This is a genomic window from Escherichia sp. 93.0816, from assembly GCF_013368855.2.
GTDB classification, from domain to species: Bacteria; Pseudomonadota; Gammaproteobacteria; order Enterobacterales; family Enterobacteriaceae; genus Escherichia; species Escherichia ruysiae.
The window spans coordinates 44,186-61,750 of sequence record NZ_JABWNC020000005.1 but is presented as its reverse complement, the minus strand read 5'-3'; the positions used below and the strand labels follow the sequence as shown (position 1 = coordinate 61,750).

Annotated in this window: 18 protein-coding genes; 4 read left to right on the top strand and 14 right to left on the bottom strand. The window is 48.2% G+C overall.

Going from position 1 to position 17,565, the window contains the following annotated elements; genetic code table 11:
* Window positions 1–127: 127 nt before the first annotated feature.
* From tar to flhD, 7 genes are all read right to left on the bottom strand, one after another.
* The gene (gene tar, locus HEM79_RS07945; RefSeq protein ID WP_176240962.1) at window positions 128–1,789 is read right to left on the bottom strand and encodes a methyl-accepting chemotaxis protein II; all 1,662 of its coding nucleotides are present in this window, start codon (window positions 1,787–1,789) and stop codon (window positions 128–130) included.
* 140 nt (window positions 1,790–1,929) lie between these two features.
* Window positions 1,930–2,433: a chemotaxis protein CheW gene (gene cheW, locus HEM79_RS07940; protein WP_000147309.1), complete on the bottom strand. Its 504-nt coding sequence runs from the start codon at window positions 2,431–2,433 to the stop codon at window positions 1,930–1,932.
* A gap of 21 nt (window positions 2,434–2,454) precedes the next feature.
* Window positions 2,455–4,419: a chemotaxis protein CheA gene (gene cheA / locus HEM79_RS07935; RefSeq protein WP_176240961.1), complete on the bottom strand. Its 1,965-nt coding sequence runs from the start codon at window positions 4,417–4,419 to the stop codon at window positions 2,455–2,457.
* A 4-nt stretch (window positions 4,420–4,423) separates the two neighbouring features.
* Entirely contained in the window at window positions 4,424–5,350 is a 927-nt protein-coding gene (motB, locus tag HEM79_RS07930) for a flagellar motor protein MotB (protein WP_176240960.1), read from the bottom strand.
* Entirely contained in the window at window positions 5,347–6,234 is an 888-nt protein-coding gene (gene motA / locus HEM79_RS07925; protein WP_176240959.1) for a flagellar motor stator protein MotA, read from the bottom strand. The genes motB and motA overlap by 4 nt, the downstream gene beginning before the upstream one ends.
* Window positions 6,235–6,358: 124 nt before the next feature.
* The gene (gene flhC, locus HEM79_RS07920; protein WP_001291590.1) at window positions 6,359–6,937 is read right to left on the bottom strand and encodes a flagellar transcriptional regulator FlhC; all 579 of its coding nucleotides are present in this window, start codon (window positions 6,935–6,937) and stop codon (window positions 6,359–6,361) included.
* Window positions 6,938–6,939: 2 nt separating this feature from the next.
* Window positions 6,940–7,290, bottom strand: coding sequence for a flagellar transcriptional regulator FlhD (gene flhD, locus HEM79_RS07915; protein WP_001516558.1), 351 nt, complete (start codon window positions 7,288–7,290; stop codon window positions 6,940–6,942).
* 776 nt (window positions 7,291–8,066) lie between these two features.
* Between flhD and uspC the strand changes: the two genes are divergently transcribed.
* Entirely contained in the window at window positions 8,067–8,495 is a 429-nt protein-coding gene (gene uspC, locus HEM79_RS07910; RefSeq protein WP_000122664.1) for a universal stress protein UspC, read from the top strand.
* Window positions 8,496–8,501: 6 nt separating this feature from the next.
* Here the strand turns inward: uspC and otsA are convergent, their stop codons facing one another.
* The 5 genes from otsA to araF all read right to left on the bottom strand — a co-directional run bounded on the left by otsA (window position 8,502) and on the right by araF (window position 14,446).
* Window positions 8,502–9,926, bottom strand: coding sequence for an alpha,alpha-trehalose-phosphate synthase (gene otsA / locus HEM79_RS07905; protein WP_010350964.1), 1,425 nt, complete (start codon window positions 9,924–9,926; stop codon window positions 8,502–8,504).
* Window positions 9,901–10,704 carry a trehalose-phosphatase gene (otsB, locus tag HEM79_RS07900; protein WP_176240958.1) on the bottom strand — a complete coding sequence of 268 codons (804 nt, stop codon included), beginning with the start codon at window positions 10,702–10,704 and terminating at the stop codon, window positions 9,901–9,903. The genes otsA and otsB overlap by 26 nt, the downstream gene beginning before the upstream one ends.
* A gap of 163 nt (window positions 10,705–10,867) precedes the next feature.
* Complete coding sequence (gene araH / locus HEM79_RS07895) at window positions 10,868–11,854, bottom strand: arabinose ABC transporter permease AraH (protein WP_107164485.1); 987 nt, start codon at window positions 11,852–11,854, stop codon at window positions 10,868–10,870.
* Window positions 11,855–11,868: 14 nt separating this feature from the next.
* Complete coding sequence (gene araG, locus HEM79_RS07890) at window positions 11,869–13,383, bottom strand: arabinose ABC transporter ATP-binding protein AraG (protein ID WP_176240957.1); 1,515 nt, start codon at window positions 13,381–13,383, stop codon at window positions 11,869–11,871.
* Window positions 13,384–13,456: 73 nt separating this feature from the next.
* On the bottom strand, window positions 13,457–14,446 hold the full coding sequence (gene araF / locus HEM79_RS07885) for an arabinose ABC transporter substrate-binding protein AraF (RefSeq protein ID WP_000548667.1): 990 nt from the start codon (window positions 14,444–14,446) through the stop codon (window positions 13,457–13,459).
* Window positions 14,447–15,236: 790 nt separating this feature from the next.
* Here araF and HEM79_RS07880 point away from each other — a divergent pair.
* Entirely contained in the window at window positions 15,237–15,740 is a 504-nt protein-coding gene (locus tag HEM79_RS07880) for a non-heme ferritin-like protein (protein ID WP_000246122.1), read from the top strand.
* Between the two features lie 83 nt (window positions 15,741–15,823).
* Here the strand turns inward: HEM79_RS07880 and yecJ are convergent, their stop codons facing one another.
* Entirely contained in the window at window positions 15,824–16,075 is a 252-nt protein-coding gene (yecJ, locus tag HEM79_RS07875; RefSeq protein ID WP_000082114.1) for a DUF2766 family protein YecJ, read from the bottom strand.
* 114 nt (window positions 16,076–16,189) lie between these two features.
* Window positions 16,190–16,276 carry a stress response protein AzuC gene (gene azuC / locus HEM79_RS07870; protein WP_077629254.1) on the bottom strand — a complete coding sequence of 29 codons (87 nt, stop codon included), beginning with the start codon at window positions 16,274–16,276 and terminating at the stop codon, window positions 16,190–16,192.
* Window positions 16,277–16,529: 253 nt separating this feature from the next.
* On the opposite strand from azuC, the gene yecR reads away from it, so the two are divergent.
* Both yecR and ftnA read left to right on the top strand, forming a co-directional pair.
* Window positions 16,530–16,853, top strand: coding sequence for a YecR family lipoprotein (yecR, locus tag HEM79_RS07865; RefSeq protein ID WP_105286930.1), 324 nt, complete (start codon window positions 16,530–16,532; stop codon window positions 16,851–16,853).
* Window positions 16,854–17,031: 178 nt separating this feature from the next.
* A complete protein-coding gene (gene ftnA, locus HEM79_RS07860) occupies window positions 17,032–17,529 on the top strand; it encodes a non-heme ferritin (protein ID WP_176240956.1) in 498 nt (165 codons plus the stop codon).
* Window positions 17,530–17,565: the final 36 nt, after the last annotated feature.

Below are 17,565 nucleotides of genomic sequence, written 5' to 3'. Positions count from 1 at the left end.
GGAAACCACTGACACAGCCTGTAACTGCGCCGATTGTGTTGTAATAGCGCCATCAGAAACGATAAGCGCGACGTTCTGTTGCATCATCGGCCTCATCTGGCGGCAATGGCGCTTGAGTAAATACCCATCAAAATGTTTCCCAGTTTGGCTCTTGTTCCGCGATACGCCGCCGCGACTGTACTGGTGATTGCTCACTGGCAGGCCGGGATTTTAGTGGTGGTTTGTGGTTTAGCTGACTTGCAGCCAGACGAAATGCGGATACAGCCTGAGTTAAACGACCGGCCTGCTCTTCCAGTGCGGCAGCAGCGGCGGCTGACTCCTGCACCAACGAGGCATTCTGTTGAGTGACGCGATCCATTTCCGACACGGCCAGCGCAACTTGATCAATGCCACGGCTCTGCTCATCGGAGGCTGAAGCTATTTCCCCCATAATGTCGGTGACGCGCGTAACCGCATTAACGATATTCGTCATCGTTTCCCCGGCGCTTTCGACCAGCACCGAACCGGTATCAACACGGGAAACTGAGTCTTCTATCAGAGCTTTGATCTCTTTTGCTGCCTGGGCGCTGCGACTGGCAAGATTACGCACTTCGCCCGCCACCACAGCAAAACCACGCCCCTGCTCCCCGGCACGCGCGGCTTCAACAGCGGCATTCAGCGCGAGGATATTGGTCTGGAATGCAATGCCGTCGATTACGCTAATAATGTCGGCGATTTTCTTCGAACTGTCGGCGATTTCATGCATGGTTTTCACCACGCCATCCACCACTTTGCCGCCGTGCTGCGCGGTGTCGGAGGCACTTTGTGCCAGTTGCGAGGCCTGACGGGCGTTATCGGCGTTCTGTTTTACCGTCGCGGTGAGCTGTTCCATGCTGGCGGCAGTTTCTTCCAGCGCGGATGCCTGCTGTTCAGTGCGTGATGAAAGATCGGTATTGCCCGCTGCAATTTCACGTGTGCCGGCATAGATGGCGTCCGACCCCTGCCGCACGTGAGTAACTGTGTCGGTCAAGGAACGCTGCATATGCGAAACGCTCTGCGCCAGTTCGCCCATTTCACTGCGTCCATCAATGATGAGGCTATTCGCCAGGTTACCGCCGGCAATTTCGCGAATGTGAGCAATGATTTTCGCCAGCGGGTTAAGCAACATGCGGCGGATGCCGAACCACGCCACCAGCAAAATTAATACCACCACCAGCGCGATAATCGCCAGTTGCCACTGGGAAAAGCGGTAATCTTCTGCATTGTTAGTGACGATATCGCGGTAAAGTTTTTCACTACTGAGGGCGTACTGAGCAAACGCTTCGCCCATCGCATTTTGCATTCCCTGGGTTGGTTGAGCGAAATAGGCGCCAGTATTGCCATAATCAAGATAATCAATCAGTTCAGTTAACGCTGTGTGATAGTTTTTGTATTTTTCATCAATATTACGACTGGTGGCGACCATTTCAGGTAACGGTGCCATGCTTTTGAATTTTTTATAATGGGTAGACGCCTGTGCCAATGTTTTCCTGGCGCTATCGAGCAATTCAACTTTTGCACTGCTTTGTTGATTGGATGAATCCATCATCATCCGCACCGCTGAACGACTCAGGTTAATGCGCGTTTGTAGCATTAAATCCCAGGTTGAGGTTAGCTCACTCTGTTGTTCCCGTAGTTCATTGGAAACGACAAAGCTTTTCTGGCTATGGTGAAGCGAAGAAAAAAACAGACTGCCGGAAATAAGCTGTAACAGTGCAAATACCCCCAGCACCATCATCAGCAGCGTGACTACGCGGATACGGTTAATCATAAGGCACCTTCCTGAAAACAAGTTGTTCTCGTTATCGGCAGGAAGAAGGGAAACTTTATTGCTGATGCCAGTCATGGCGAAATGAAGTAAAAAAACCCGATGCGCAGGTCATCGGGTTCATTTCAGCACAGCAGGATAAATTACGCCACCTCTGACGCTGCGCTATCTAACAGCGCCATCTCTTCACTATTGAGCAGTTTTTCGATATTCACCAGAATTAACATGCGGTCACCCAGCGCCCCCAGACCGGTGAGATATTCAGTAGAAAGCGTCACAGCAAATTCCGGTGCCGGACGAATTTGCTCCGCCGTCAATGAAAGAACGTCTGACACGCCATCAACCACAATGCCGACCACACGCTGCCCCAGATTCAGGACGATGACCACCGTGTTGTCGTTATATTCCACATCCACCTGGCTGAACTTAATGCGTAAGTCGACAATCGGCACAATAACGCCGCGCAGGTTAGTGACACCTTTGATAAATGCAGGCGTGTTCGCAATCCGCGTAACCTGATCATAGCCACGGATCTCCTGCACTTTCAGAATATCAATACCGTACTCTTCGTCACCAAGGGTAAATACCAGAAATTCCTGGCCTGATGGTTCGCTGGCCAGTTTTGTTACATTTGTCATACCGGTCATATTTATTACCTTCTTACTCAATCAGGCGGCGGTGTTCGCCATACGTTGTTCGCGGTTTATCGTCTGCAAGGCAGATACATCAACAATCAGTGCCACGCTGCCGTCGCCGAGAATCGTTGCGGCGGATATTCCCGGGATTTTGCGATAGTTACTTTCCAGGTTTTTCACTACCACCTGGTGTTGACCAATTAATTGATCCACCAGCAAGGCGTAGCGGCGACCGCCACTTTGCAGGATCACCACAATGCCCTGAGTGGCTTCAGTTTTCGCGCCCGCAACGTTGAACACTTTCCACAGTTCGACGATGGGCAGATATTCACCACGCACTTCCAGTACCCGCTCGCCACCCGCCAGTGGATGCATATCGGCTTCACGAGGTTGCAATGATTCCATGACGGCATTCAACGGCAGAATGAAAACTTCATCTGCAACACTTACAGACATGCCATCGAGGATCGCCAGCGTCAGCGGCAGTAAAATGCGGATTGTGGTTCCTGCGCCCGGCTTCGATTTGATTTCAACATGACCGCCCATCTCCTGGATATTACGTTTGACGACATCCATACCGACGCCACGTCCGGAGACATCGGTAACCTGCTCTGCTGTAGAAAAACCTGGAGCAAATATCAGCATTGCCACTTCGTCATCCGTCATGTTGTCGCTGACGGTCAGACCTTGTGAAACAGCTTTTGCCAGAATCCGTTCACGATTCAGCCCCGCGCCATCGTCGGTCACTTCGATGCAGATGTTGCCGCCCTGATGTTCAGCAGACAGAACCAAATTTCCGACGCTGTTTTTGCCTGCGGCGAGGCGTTTTTCCGGCAGTTCAATTCCGTGGTCGAGACTGTTGCGTACCAGGTGGGTCAGCGGATCGATAATGCGTTCTATCAGACTCTTGTCGAGTTCGGTGGAACTGCCCACCAGCGTCAGTTCTACCTGCTTGTCGAGTTTTCCCGCCAAATCACGCACCAGCCGGGGATAGCGACTAAAGACATATTCCATCGGCATCATGCGGATCGACATCACCGATTCCTGCAAATCACGAGCGTTACGTTGTAACTGCCCCATGCTGGTAATCAAATCACCATGATTAACCGGGTCCAGTTCGCTGGAACGCTGGGCCAGCATTGACTGGGTGATGACCAGTTCGCCGACAAGGTTAATCAGTTGATCAACCTTCTCCACCGCCACACGGATACTGGTGGATTCGCTGCCGCGCGGCGTTTTTTCCCGTTCTGTCCGTACGGCTGGCGCTTCTGCTGCGGCAAGTTTAAGCACCGGTGGCGCAGATACTTTCGCCGTAGACTCAACGCTTTCAAAGGCAATCTGATCGGCCTCAATGACAAAGCAAAGCACCGCAGTAATGTCGTCTTCCGCAATATCTCCCGCTAATGTCGCCGATAGCGAATCGGCTCCTTTCACCACGTCAGCCAACGTTGTCAGATGTCCCAGCTCTTCTTCCAGCAGATCGACCTCTCCCGCCTTCAGGCGCGAAAGGATAATTCGTCGCGGCGATTGACTACTATTCTGACCATCTTGCGGTTCACTTTTGGCAACCACACTTAATCGGGCCACTGCGGATACCGTTTCGCCTTTCGCTTCTAATGCCAGTTGACGCAAAGCCTGGCAGATATAATCGAAGCTGGCGGTATCCGGCTCTTGCGACTGTTTATAAGCGTCGAGCTGTTCTTGCATGATGTCCTTCGTTTCCAAAAACAGATTGATAATGTCGGTATTAAGCTGCATCTCACCGCGTCTGGCTTCATCGAGCAGATTTTCCATCAGATGCGTGGTTTCCTGTAACACAGTAAAACCAAACGTTCCTGCCCCTCCTTTGATGGAATGGGCTGCACGGAAGATGGCATTCAACTGTTCGGCATCTGGCGCTTCTGATTGCAAATTCAGCAGATGCTGCTCCATATCGGCTAACAGTTCGTCCGCTTCATCAAAAAATGTCTGATAAAAATCGCTTATATCCATGCTCACGCTGTCACCTCGGTTCGGCTGATGGCATTGTGGGAGCACTGACCTGCGGTGCGCTCCCTGTTTTTTCCAGAACACTTACCGGCTCATTCTGGCTTTCAGCGTTTTCATGCAAAACAGCTTGTTCGGCTTGTCTGTTCAGAACCAGCAGGCTGATTCGACGATTGACGGCATCATCAGGTCCACGATCGCTTAAACGCATGGTGGCAGCCATGCCGACGACGCGCAGAATTTTGCCATCAGCCAGACCACCCACCATTAGCTCACGGCGCGACGCATTAGCGCGTTCGGCAGAAAGCTCCCAGTTGCTATAGCCTTGCTCACCATTGGCGTAAGGGAAATCATCGGTATGACCGGAGAGACTGATACGGTTAGGAATACCGTTCAGCACAGGCGCAATACTCCGCAGAATGTCACGCATATAGGGTTCGACATCAGCACTGCCGGTTTTAAACATCGGGCGATTCTGGCTGTCGATAATCTGAATGCGTAAACCTTCCTGCACCAGATCGATTTTGAGATGTGGACGCAGCGCCCGTAGTTTCGGGTCTGATTCAATAAGCTGGTCGAGATCGCCCCGCAATTTCCGCAGCCGACTTTGCTCCATGCGTTTTTTCAGTTCTTCAATGTCCGGCTGCTTATTCACTTCTCCCTGGCTTTGGGTGTAATCATCACCCCCGCCAGGAATTGGGCTTTCACTATTCGAAATGCGATCGCCGCCCGTTACTGCCGTCGCCAGCGGCGTGCGGAAATATTCCGCAATCTGAATCAGCTCTTTTGGGCTGGAGATGGAGATCAGCCACATCACCAGAAAAAAAGCCATCATCGCAGTCATAAAGTCGGCATAAGCAATCTTCCACGATCCATGCGCCGCGCCGTGACTTTTCGCTTTGCGTCGTTTGACGACAATAATTGGATGCGCGTGATTCTTCATGCTTCCTCGGTTGTCGTCTGCTGTTGCGGATTTTTCACTGCACGAACATGCTCTTCCAGTTCGACGAACGACGGGCGCTCGCTGGAGTAGAGCGTTTTGCGACCAAATTCAACCGCAATTGGCGGTGCATAACCGTTGAGGTTAGAAAGCAGTATGACTTTGACGCACTGCATCATTTTGCTGGTCTCTGCGCTTTTCTGGCGCAAAACACTTGCCAGCGGGGAAATAAATCCATAAGCCAATAAGATACCGAGGAAAGTCCCCACCATCGCATGAGCAATCAGCGCCCCAAGTTCGGCGGCAGGACGATCGGCTGAACCTAACGCGTGAACCACCCCCATCACTGCGGCGACAATACCAAATGCCGGGAGCGAGTCACCGACCAGCGCCAGACTGTTTGCCGGGACTTCCGCCTCGCTTTCGTGAGTCTCGATCTCTTCATCCATCAAAGCTTCGATTTCGAAGGTATTCATGTGACCACTAATAATCAAGCGCAGATAATCGACAATAAAATCAAGCATGACGGTATCTGCCATAATGCGAGGATAACTGGCGAAGATCTCGCTCTCACGAGGATTTTCAATATCGCGCTCCAGCGAAAACATGCCCATCTGGCGTGATTTCGCCATTAGCCGGTAAAGCAGCGCCAGCAAATCCATATACATCGCTTTGGTGTATTTGGAGCGGCGAAACAGTAACGGCAGCGCCTTAAGCGTGCCTTTGATGGCTTTACCGTTGTTGCCGACAATAAACGACCCAATGCCTGCACCGGCAATAATCACCAGTTCAGCGGGTTGATAGAGTGCTCCAAGGCTTCCGCCGGTCATCAAATAACCGCCGAAAACTGTACCGAGAACAACCAGGTAACCTAATAAGATAAGCACGACATCATCCTTTCACTGTTGACCATGACAGGATGTTCAGTCGTCGGGCGTTAACTTACGGTCGGGGAAAAAAAGCAGCGACAATCACTTGCCGCTGCTGGAATGTTTCGCCATATCGCGTGAGTTAAACAGCCTGTACTCTCTGTTCATCCAGCAGTTGAGGGATAATATCGGCAGGGTCTTGAGAAAGTTTACGTCTTTTTACCGCTCGTGATGGCGGCTGACATAAGCTGCAGGCAAAGCTGCCAACAGGCTGATGGGCATGGGTGATAAAATTACCGCCGCAGCACTTGCAACTGGAAAGTTGTAGTAAACCACTTTCAACAAATCGCACCAGTGTCCAGGCGCGTGTCAACGCCAGCAGAGGGCCGTCTTCGGCTTGCGGACACTGTTCGAGGTATAAACGATAGGCTTTGATCACGGCATCGACGCCGTTACATAACCCGGTTTTCAGCAAAAACTGCCATGCATTACAAAACATCGACGCATGAACATTTTGTTCCCAGGTCATAAACCAGTCGGTGGAGAATGGCAGCATACCTTTCGGCGGCGGACTTCCGCGCAGTTCTTTATAGAGTTTGATCAGGCGTCCGCGACTTAATTGTGTTTCACTTTCCAGCATCTGCAAACGAGCGCCGAGAGTGATCAATTCCATTGCCAGCTGAATATCCCGGGCTTCCTGAACAATGCTTTTTTCGCTCATTATCAGGCCCTTTTTTTACGCAGCACTTCTTCGGGCTGATTAACATCATTCAACAAACGTGTAGAGAGCATGATACCGGTATGAACTTGCTGGAGATCGTCAACGCGGGAATCCTGCGTCAACTGATTAATAGTCTGGTGGCTGTCAAAGCGGAAATGACAAATCAGTTGATTGGTTTCTGCCAGTTTAACCATTTGCGGAAGCGTCAGCGTCGCTAACGTTGTTGCCATTTCTTCATTAATACCGAGACGAAACATGGCGGACGCTTTGTCCTGAACGATCAGACGTTGTGCAAGAAGTAAATATGACAAATTGATGTCATAAATATGTTTCAGCAACTCGGAGGTATGCATTATTCCCATCCAGAATAACTAACTTTATTTTTATGCGGTATCACCGCACCCCGTGATGTCGCCGGGAAATCCCGGTAAAAAGTAAATAACCATGGAATAGTTGCGATCAACGAAAAAACACAGGCATCGTAAGAGATGAAACAATCCCTTACAGAGAGTAGTGTTTTTTACACTTATCTAAGATTTTTCCTAATTCGACGCAACTGTACTCGTCACCACTCACACATACAACGGAGCGACGCTGCGATTTTCGATAATGTGTGACTCAGATCACACAAAACACTCAATTACTTAACATTAATGTATAAGTCATACTTTTGTTTTGGTGATATTTCATTCTGTTAAAAAGTTTTTCAGCGCCCCTGACTTCAAAAATGAAGTGGATGCATAAAATTATTATGTTGCGCACTGTTAATATAAATCACCGTAAATAACCATATGTTATGTATGAAATAAATTTATTTCTCCTCTATAAATTATTTTCAAACAGAGAGTTACATAACATGAGCCTGTTCAAGTTAAAATAAAGCCGAGAACCCTTCAAATGTTACACAAATGTTTTGCAAATATTATCCATTTGTTTTATAAGGAAAATAGTTAATTTCACTTCTTATAACCACACTGGTGATCGCATGATAACATTGCGGTACTAATTAATTATTCTTACTAGTAATCAGCCTAATATTTCCCTTTTTGACTGAGTTGTTATTGCATCAGTGCCTCATTCAGAGTAAAGCTGTAATAACACCTGAAGTTCACAGAATAAGGAGCAGGTTATGAGCTATACCAATGTTCTTGTTGCCGTAGCTGTCTCGCCAGAAAGCCAGCAACTGTTAACAAAAGCGGTATCTATCGCCCGTCCGGTTAATGGACGCATAAGTTTGATCACTCTCGCTTCCGACCCGGAAATATTCAATCAATTAGCCGCACCGATGCTTGAAGATTTACGCAGTGTGATGCATGAAGAAACACAAAACTTTCTTGATAAATTAATTAAGGATGCGGGATATCCGGTAGAAGAGACGTTTATTGCTTGCGGAGAGTTAAGCGAACATATTCTGGCAGTGTGCCGTAAACATAAATTCGATTTGGTGATTTGCGGCAATCATAACCACAGTTTCTTTTCGCGAGCATCCTGCTCAGCGAAAAGTGTGATTGCCTCAAGCGAGGTCGATGTACTACTGGTTCCGCTTAAGGGAGATTAACCGCGATTACGCCAGTTTCGGAAAGGTAGCAACTTTATCGCGCTGCTGACTTTCCGCGCTTCGCGGAACTATCTGCTTTAGGTCGCGAATAAAATACTCCTGCCAGTGATTAATGTCGTTTTTCACAATAACTTCCAGCATTTCTGCATGGCGGGAAATACGTTCCGCCAGCGACATTGTCAACGCCCGATTGAGCGCCGCCGCAACTTCATCACGATCGTATGGGTTTACAATTAACGCCGACGTCAGTTCGTTTGCCGCCCCGGCAAATTGCGAAAGTACCAGTACGCCCGGATTGGCAGGATCCTGTGCGGCAACATACTCTTTCGCGACCAGGTTCATTCCGTCGCGCAGCGGCGTCACTAATCCAACATCGGAATAGCGAAAGATTTTCATCAGTAATTTACGATCAAAATGCTGATTCAGATAATAAAGCGGCGTCCAGCCTAATTGACCATATTTGCCGTTAATTCTCCCGGCTTCATTTTCCAACTGATGACGAATATCCTGATACGCTTGCACATCACCACGCGACGTTGGCGCAATCTGGGTATAGCGAATTTTACCGTGATGTTGCGGATATTTTTCCAGCAACGCTTCATAGGCGAGAAAACGCTCCGGCAAACCTTTGGAATAATCCAGTCGTTCGACAGAAAAGATATTCTGTACGTTTTTCAGTTCCGCTTTTAGTTGCGCCAGTTTTGCCGGCAGTGGTCCGGCAGCCTGTTTGGCAATCTCATCTGGTTCAATGCCAATGGGGTAAACTTCGGTTCGAAACGCTTTGCCCCAGGCCGTATGGCTTTTTGAGCTACGCGTCGTAACGCGGGTCAGGTTAGAAAGGCAATCCAGGAACGCCAGACGATCGTTCTCTGTCTGGAAACCCAGCAAATCATAATCACAAAGCTGTTCAAGCAAGGTGTCATACGTCGGCAGCGCATTGAAGATTTCCGGCGTCGGGAAAGGAATATGCAGGAAGAAACCAATGCGATTATTCACCCCACGTTTGCGTAATTCATGCGCAAATGGCAACAGGTGATAATCGTGAACCCAGATAATGTCATCGTCTTCCAGCAGCGGCAGTAATTTATCTGCCAGTAACGCATTTACGCGTAGATAGCCGTCCCAGGCAGGACGCTGAAATTGCACCAGATCGAGTCGATAATGAAATGCAGGCCAGAGAACGGCATTAGAGAATTGGTTGTAGTATTCGTCGAGATCCTGTTCGCTGAGGTTAAAAGAGGCCCAGGTAATATTTCCTTTTTTCACCTTTTTTAGCGGCTGATCCTCATTCCCTGTTTCGCCACTCCAGCCAAACCACAGTCCACCTGCGGCTTTCAGTGCCCCCAGTATGCCGACAGCAAGGCCACCGGCACTGGCGGCGTGCTCGTCTGGTGGTGCAATCCGGTTAGATACTACGACTAAACGACTCATAGTCATCACTCCTGTTATTTTCTCTTTTTTGTTGTTGTAATGCGTTGGTTATCATTTCAAGCCAGCTCCAGACATCCGGCACGCCCGCCAGCCGCCATGATGCCTGAGTCGCTCCGGTGCCAATTTTCACTGACATTCCACCCAGTCGGTTAACGACCGCGAAGCCAGATTCATCGGTTAAATCATCGCCCAGAAAAACGGGCTTACGGCCGATAAAGGGAGCTTCCTGCATAAAGGCTGCAATCGCCTCCCCTTTACTGGTGTTTCCTGGTTTAATCTCGACGACACACTTTCCCTGCTGTAATGCCATTTGCGGCCAAATCTGGGTAATGCGTTGCGCTAATGTCAATAAGGCGTCTTCGTGCTGCGGCGCCTGACGATAATGCAGCGCAAACGCCATCCCTTTCGCCTCCAGTTCCGCACCGGGATAGTGGCTGATTGCCGTATGCAGTTGAACGCTAATATCGCGGGCAATCGCATCCGGCAGATGAACGATATGCGTTTTACCATTGATGTCACGGCGCTCCGCCCCATGCACGCCCGCTAACGGGAAGCGATAAGGTTTTGCCAGTGCGTCAAGCTCGACCATTGAGCGCCCTGATATCAATGCCAATGCACCATCACTTGCGGTTGCCAGTAGCTGAAGTCCTTGCAGAATATTGTCAGGCACGACGACCTGATCGGGATGCGGTTTAATTTCCGCCAGCGTTCCATCGAGATCAAAAAACCAGGCATATTTCGCGGATAGTTCAGGGGGTTCGGTTAACGGTTCTGTCACCCGGTACTCCTCCTTATCTTTTTATAGTTCGCGCAGAACGCGCTTTACAGACATGTAAGTATAGACAGTGTGACGTAGCTCGCCATTTGCAAAAAAGAACAGCCAGCCGTTGTGGCGGCTGGCTGTGATGGAAAAAAGAGCTAAATTGTTGCGAAAAAAAGCATCAGACAGTGCGTTTCGCTTTTTGCTTGTAACGGTCGAAGATCACCGCCGCCAGCAGGATTAAGCCACGAACCACGTACTGCGCGAAAGGAGAAATATTGAGCAGGTTCATAGCATTTTCTACAGTACCTAAAATTAAGATACCCGCCACCACATATGAGATTTTTCCGATGCCACCTTTCAGAGAAACGCCACCTAAAACGCAGGCTGAAATAACAATCAACTCATAGCCAATCGAGGTCATCGGCTGACCGCTGGTCATGCGCGAAGCCAGAACAATCCCGGCAATCGCCGATACCAGACCAGAGAGAACGAAGATAATGATTTTGGTGCGGACAACAGGTACACCCGCCAGACGCGCGGCCTCTTCGTTACCGCCAATCGCCAGCGTATTACGACCAAAGGTAGTTTTGTTCAGCAGCAAGCCAAAGATTATCAGGCAAGCGACGGTGAGCCAGATTGGCGCAGGCAGGCCGAACCAGTTGGCATAACCGAGAGCAAAGAAACTTTCATCTTCGATACCGACCGCTTTACCGTCAGAGATGATATACGCCAGACCACGGACTATCTGCATCGTCGCCAGAGTGGTAATCAAGGCGTTAATTTTAAGTTTAGCGATAACAAAGCCATTCACCAGACCGCAGAGGACACCCAGCAGCAAACCTGCCGCCACGCCTATCCACAGGCTTTCGGTCAGATTGATAACCACCGCCGTAGTGACACCTGCACAGGCAATGACCGAAGCAACAGAAAGGTCAAAGTCACCCGACGCGAGACAGAACAACATACCGCACGCCACCATCCCCGACATGGAGATGGCCAGCCCCAGCCCTTTCATATTAATGAAGGTGGCAAAGTTCGGGACAAAAATGGCACAGGCAATAAACAGCACCGCAAACACCACCAGCATACCGTACTGATCCCAGATACGGCCGATGCTGAATGACGACTTAGGTGCGCCAGAACCGGATGTAGAAACAGAAGACATCATACTCTCCTTACTCAGGCAACTGCCTGACTGACTTTAGGCATAGCAAGGCTTAGTGCCTGACGCTCATCTGCCTGCTCGTGTAGCAATTCACCAGCGATTTCACCTTCACGCATGACGATAATACGGTCGGCGACGCCGAGGACTTCGGGCAGATCGCTGGAGGCAAACAGCACCGCCACACCCTGCGCCGCCAGCGCATAAATCACGTTATATATTTCGTGCTTGGCTCCCACATCAATACCGCGCGTAGGTTCATCCAGCAAAATGACTTTCATATCTTCCGATAACCAGCGTCCCAGAATGGCTTTTTGCTGATTACCACCGGAGAGATTCATGATTAATTGCTCTGCTCCTGGCGTTTTGATATTTAGCGAACGAATATGGTGATCAGCATTATTTTCTTCCCAGCCGTTATTGATCACGCAACCGCCGAGAACATGCTTGCGACGGGCGCTGATGTTGATATTGTCACGGACGGAATGCACCGGAATAATGCCTTCCGCTTTGCGATCTTCTGGACAGAGCATCATGCCAGCCGCAATGGCGTGGCCTGGTTTACGGATATCGATCGGCTTTTGGTCGATATAAACCTGACCGGCGGTGATTTGCGTCCCACCAAACATGCCTTTCATTAATTCGCTGCGTCCTGCCCCCACCAGACCAAACAGACCAACGATTTCACCACTGCGAACGGTCAGGCTTATTGGCGTACGCACGCCAGGTGCCTTCACGGCATCCAGACGCAATCGCTCCTCACCATAGCTACGCGGTTGCCAGCCGTAGATATCGCCGATATCACGACCAACCATCGCCTGTACCAGTGCGTCGTGGTCAACCTGCTGCATATCGGTAAAGGTTTTGACATAACGCCCATCTTTAAAGACGGTGATGGCATCACTGAGGGCAAATATTTCTTCCATACGGTGAGAAACGTATAAGATCACCCGCCCCTCTTTTCGCAGTTCACGAATAACGCGGAAAAGATTGTCGATTTCACGGGCAGACAGGGAGCTGGTTGGCTCATCAAAGGCGATAATTTTGGCGTTACGCGCCAGAGCTTTGGCAATTTCAACCATCTGCCACTGACCAATGGAGAGATATTTCAGCGGCGTAGCCGGGTCAATATCCATACCCAGATGTTTGAGTTGTAAACCTGCTTCATAATTCAGCAGTGAACGATTCACAATGCCGCCTTTATGGGGAAGCTGGCCGAGATAAATATTTTCCGCGACGGTCATTTCCGGCACGAGATGCAGTTCCTGGTAAATAATCGCCACACCCGCGTTAAGCGCAGCGGTCGTGTCGGAAAAGGACATTTCCTGTCCATTAATCACTACAGAACCCGTGGTTGGCGCATAGTTTCCACTAAGGATTTTTAAGAGTGTTGATTTTCCTGCGCCATTTTCACCCATCAACGCATGAACCTGACCGGCATAGCAGTCAAAACTGATATCCGTCAACGCCTTAACGCCGGGGAAAGTTTTACCAATGCCGCGAAATGAGAGATACGGGGTAGACTGTTGCATAACGTCTCCGTGAATCACTGGTCTTTCACACCCCCTCTGCACAATAAAGGCAGAGGGGAATTTTTACGGCAGATTACTTACCGCCTAAACCTTTTTTCTCCAGTTCTTCTTTAAAGTTGTCGCGCGTAATCAGAACTACATCGGTAACTTCAGTGAATTTTGGTGGTTCTACGTCTTTCGCTACCCAGTTGTAGAGCATTTCGCTGGATTTATAGCCATGTACGTCCGGACTTGGCAGGAGTGAACCGTAGAAACCGGTAGCCTGCGCTTTTGACAGCTCGCTCACCGCATCCACCCCATTAATACCAATACCAATGATGTCCGCCGCTTTAAAGCCCTGACCTTCCGTTGCACGTACACCGCCCAGCACGGTGCTATCGTTCATCCCGACAATCAACCAGTGTTTAACTTCAGGATGCTGAACCAGCATGGAGTTGGCGGCATCAAATGCCCCGGGGATGTCGTTAGATTTGGTGGGAACCTGATAAATTTGTTTTTCCGGGAATCCGGCGGCTTTCAGCGCATCCATAGAACCCGTGGTACGGCGACGAGCGGTATCCAGTTCGTTGGCAGTAATCGCCATTACGGCACTTTCTTTTACGTCCCAACCACGTTTCTGCATCTCTTTATACAGTTCCTGGCCCTGACGCTCACCAATTTTGGTCGCCGCCATCATCACCAGCGGCACGGTATCCATCGGCTTACCTTTGGCATTTACAAACTGGTCATCCACGGCAATCACTTTCATACCATAGCCACGTGCTTTCGCCACAATTGCGGAACCCAGTTTCGGGTCTGGCGTACAAATGACAAACCCTTTCGCACCGCTGGCAGCCAGACTGTCGATGGCGTTCAGCGTCTTTTCGCCATCCGGCACGGCAATCTTAATAACGTCAAACCCTAAATCTTTCCCGGCTTTATCGGCAAACTTCCATTCGGTCTGGAACCACGGCTCTTCTGGTTGCTTTACCAGGAAACCGAGTTTCAGGTTTTCCGCCATAGCGGATTGTGACATAACGGCAGCCAGACCAATGGCTGCAAGAGCTTTAGTAAATTTGTGCATGGTTATCTCCAGCTTTAGCGTCATTTTGTGTAGGGCAAAAACTAAGAACTTTTGTTAATTCAATCGGAAAACAAAGCATTACCTTTATCGAAAAGATAATTGACTGTGTTGGCATAGTTTTAGCGAGAAATTAATTCTCCATAGGAGAGCAATATCACATAGCAGAATTACAGTGAGAACGTGCATAAATTCAGCGAGAAATGACATACAGGAAACGGTAATTGTCTGACAAATCAAAAAAGCATTAGCAGAATAATCCATGACATTAGCCTGGAAATCCTTGTGGTCTGCTTTGAGAGGCAGGGAGTGTCTTTTTTTAATCTAATTATTACCGGGCAAGAGGTCGTTCATTTACACTGAATAGTGAAAGGAGGAAGAAGTCTCTAAACCTTGTGTTAATCAATTTCCACATTAATTATCACCCCCTTTATTAATTAAGAATAACGCTATAATGAGAGCATCATCGCATAACTGAAAAAACTCCTTAAAATATCAAAGCATCATCATGTTATTAATAATTTATTTTAATATCAATGAAATACATTAATATGCCGCATTAGGAATTATTGCAAACTAATTGCTCTCATCAATGAAATGTAAAAAAATATAAATCTGGTGATTTAAGGATTTTCTTATATCAGTTCAGACGTTATGCTTATTTCAGATCATCGTCAGAATTGACTCCACGATCACATTTTGGACATGCAGAAAGGAATTATTCTGCAAGCAGTAATTACGGTGTTTTGATTCATCTTGCACCTCACGTCTTCTGGATATAAGGATATTAGGTATGGCAACCACTGGAATGCTTCTCAAACTCAACACCCAAATGAACCGCGAGTTTTACGCATCCAATCTCTACCTTCACCTGAGCAAATGGTGTTCTGAACAAAGTCTGAATGGCACCGCTACTTTCCTTCGCGCCCAGGCTCAAAGTAACGTGACGCAAATGATGCGCATGTTTAACTTTATGAAAAGTATCGGAGCAACTCCCATCGTTAAAGCTATCGATGTACCAGGAGAAAAGCTTAACTCTCTGGAAGAACTCTTCCAAAAAACGATGGAAGAATATGAGCAGCGTTCAAGCAAGCTGTCACAATTAGCCGATGAAGCTAAAGAATTGAATGATGATTCTACCGTCGATTTCCTGCGCGATCTGGAAAAAGAACAGCAGCACGATGGCCTGTTGTTGCAAACCATTCTTGATGAAGTGCGCAGCGCGAAACTTGCCGGTATGTGCCCTGTCCAGACCGACCAGCATGTGCTTAATGTCGTGTCGCATCAGATACATTAATCATGTTCGGCGCTTTAAAACATGCGCCGGATACAAATAATTTTGAGAAAACCGCTGCTTCATACTTTGAAGCAGCGGTTTTTTTAATGGGATTCACCTTGCGGAGTAAATTTCAGTTCAATCAGCGCGATGGCTTTTTGGATAGCGCGCATCGTTACCGGATCGGCTGCGGCGGGATGGTTAGTAAAATCGATATTCTTCAACTGGCTGGACATTTTTTCACGCAACTCAACAGGTGCGATCACATCGAGTACGTCGAGAATTTGTTTGATTACCAACTGGCAAGCGACAACATCAGAGACCAGTTCCTGATCGGCATTCAGCGGCTGGGACATTGTAAACTCCTGATAGCATTTTGAAAGCCGCTATAGTAGCGGCTTCCCCTCCACAGCGATAGTCACATCCGCCATCACCAGGGCACAAAAAAACCTGCCGAAGCAGGTTTTTTGTTATCTGAACATATTGCCTGGCGGTACGTCTTTGAACGTCTTGCAATAGTTATCGAACATGCTTTTCAGGATTTTGCGCAGTTTCATTGAGGTACTCCGACCATTTGTTATGCAGGTGTTATCATCTTTGCACTTATAATATGACATTCATCACAAAAATCAATCTTTATGTGATTCACATCACACAAACACCCCTTTAATGTTATGAAATTGATAACCCACAAAGCATCTGACTTCTGGGAAAAGCAAGGAATAGCGCCGATCCGTCGTCTTTTCTGTCCATAACCTGATCCTGCACGCAGGTACAATACCTGTTTCTTCTCCCTTTTCAGGCCGTGACATGAAACATCTGATAATTGTTTTTTCGCTTTTAACATTAGCGGGCTGCACCGTAACTCGTCAGGCTCAATTGAGCGAGGTTAATGTCACGAGCGGTATTGTACGCCTCGTTTATGACCAGGCGTTTTTACAACACGCCCGTACTGACAGTTATCTTAATCAGAGAATAGCGGAACGCGCATGTCAGCACGCTGGGTTTACCCGCGCCATTGCGTTTGGGCAACCTGTAAGTAACTGTAGTCTGTTTGCGGGGTCGTTATGTCTGAATACGGAATTTACGTTGTCGTATCAGTGCCAAAATTTAATGCCCTCGACTTATCAATAAAGACCTTAATCAGCGAGGGATGCTTCGCTGGTTAATTAATTCCACGAATAGCGTTAATGCGTTTTATTCCCATTCGTATTTTTAATAATTGAATTTAATATTTTACCTTTTGCAAATAATAAAATAACAAATTATAGTGGCGCCACAGCAACAAAAATAACCTTTGTGGAGCACTATCATGCTGAAACCAGAAATGATTGAAAAACTCAATGAGCAGATGAACCTGGAACTGTACTCTTCACTGCTTTATCAGCAAATGAGCGCCTGGTGCAGCTATCATACCTTTGAAGGTGCGGCTGCATTTCTGCGCCGCCACGCCCAGGAAGAGATGACGCATATGCAGCGTCTGTTTGATTATCTGACCGATACCGGAAACTTACCGCGTATTAATACCGTTGAATCCCCGTTTGCTGAATATTCTTCACTTGATGAATTATTCCAGGAAACCTATAAGCATGAACAATTAATCACGCAGAAAATTAATGAACTGGCTCACGCCGCCATGACCAACCAGGATTACCCAACGTTTAATTTCCTGCAATGGTATGTTTCTGAGCAGCATGAAGAAGAGAAGTTGTTCAAATCGATTATTGATAAATTAAGTCTGGCCGGTAAAAGCGGCGAAGGTCTTTATTTCATCGATAAAGAACTTGCTACCCTCGACGCGCAAAACTAATCTACTCTGGCGGCAGATTTACTGCCGCCGTTTCAT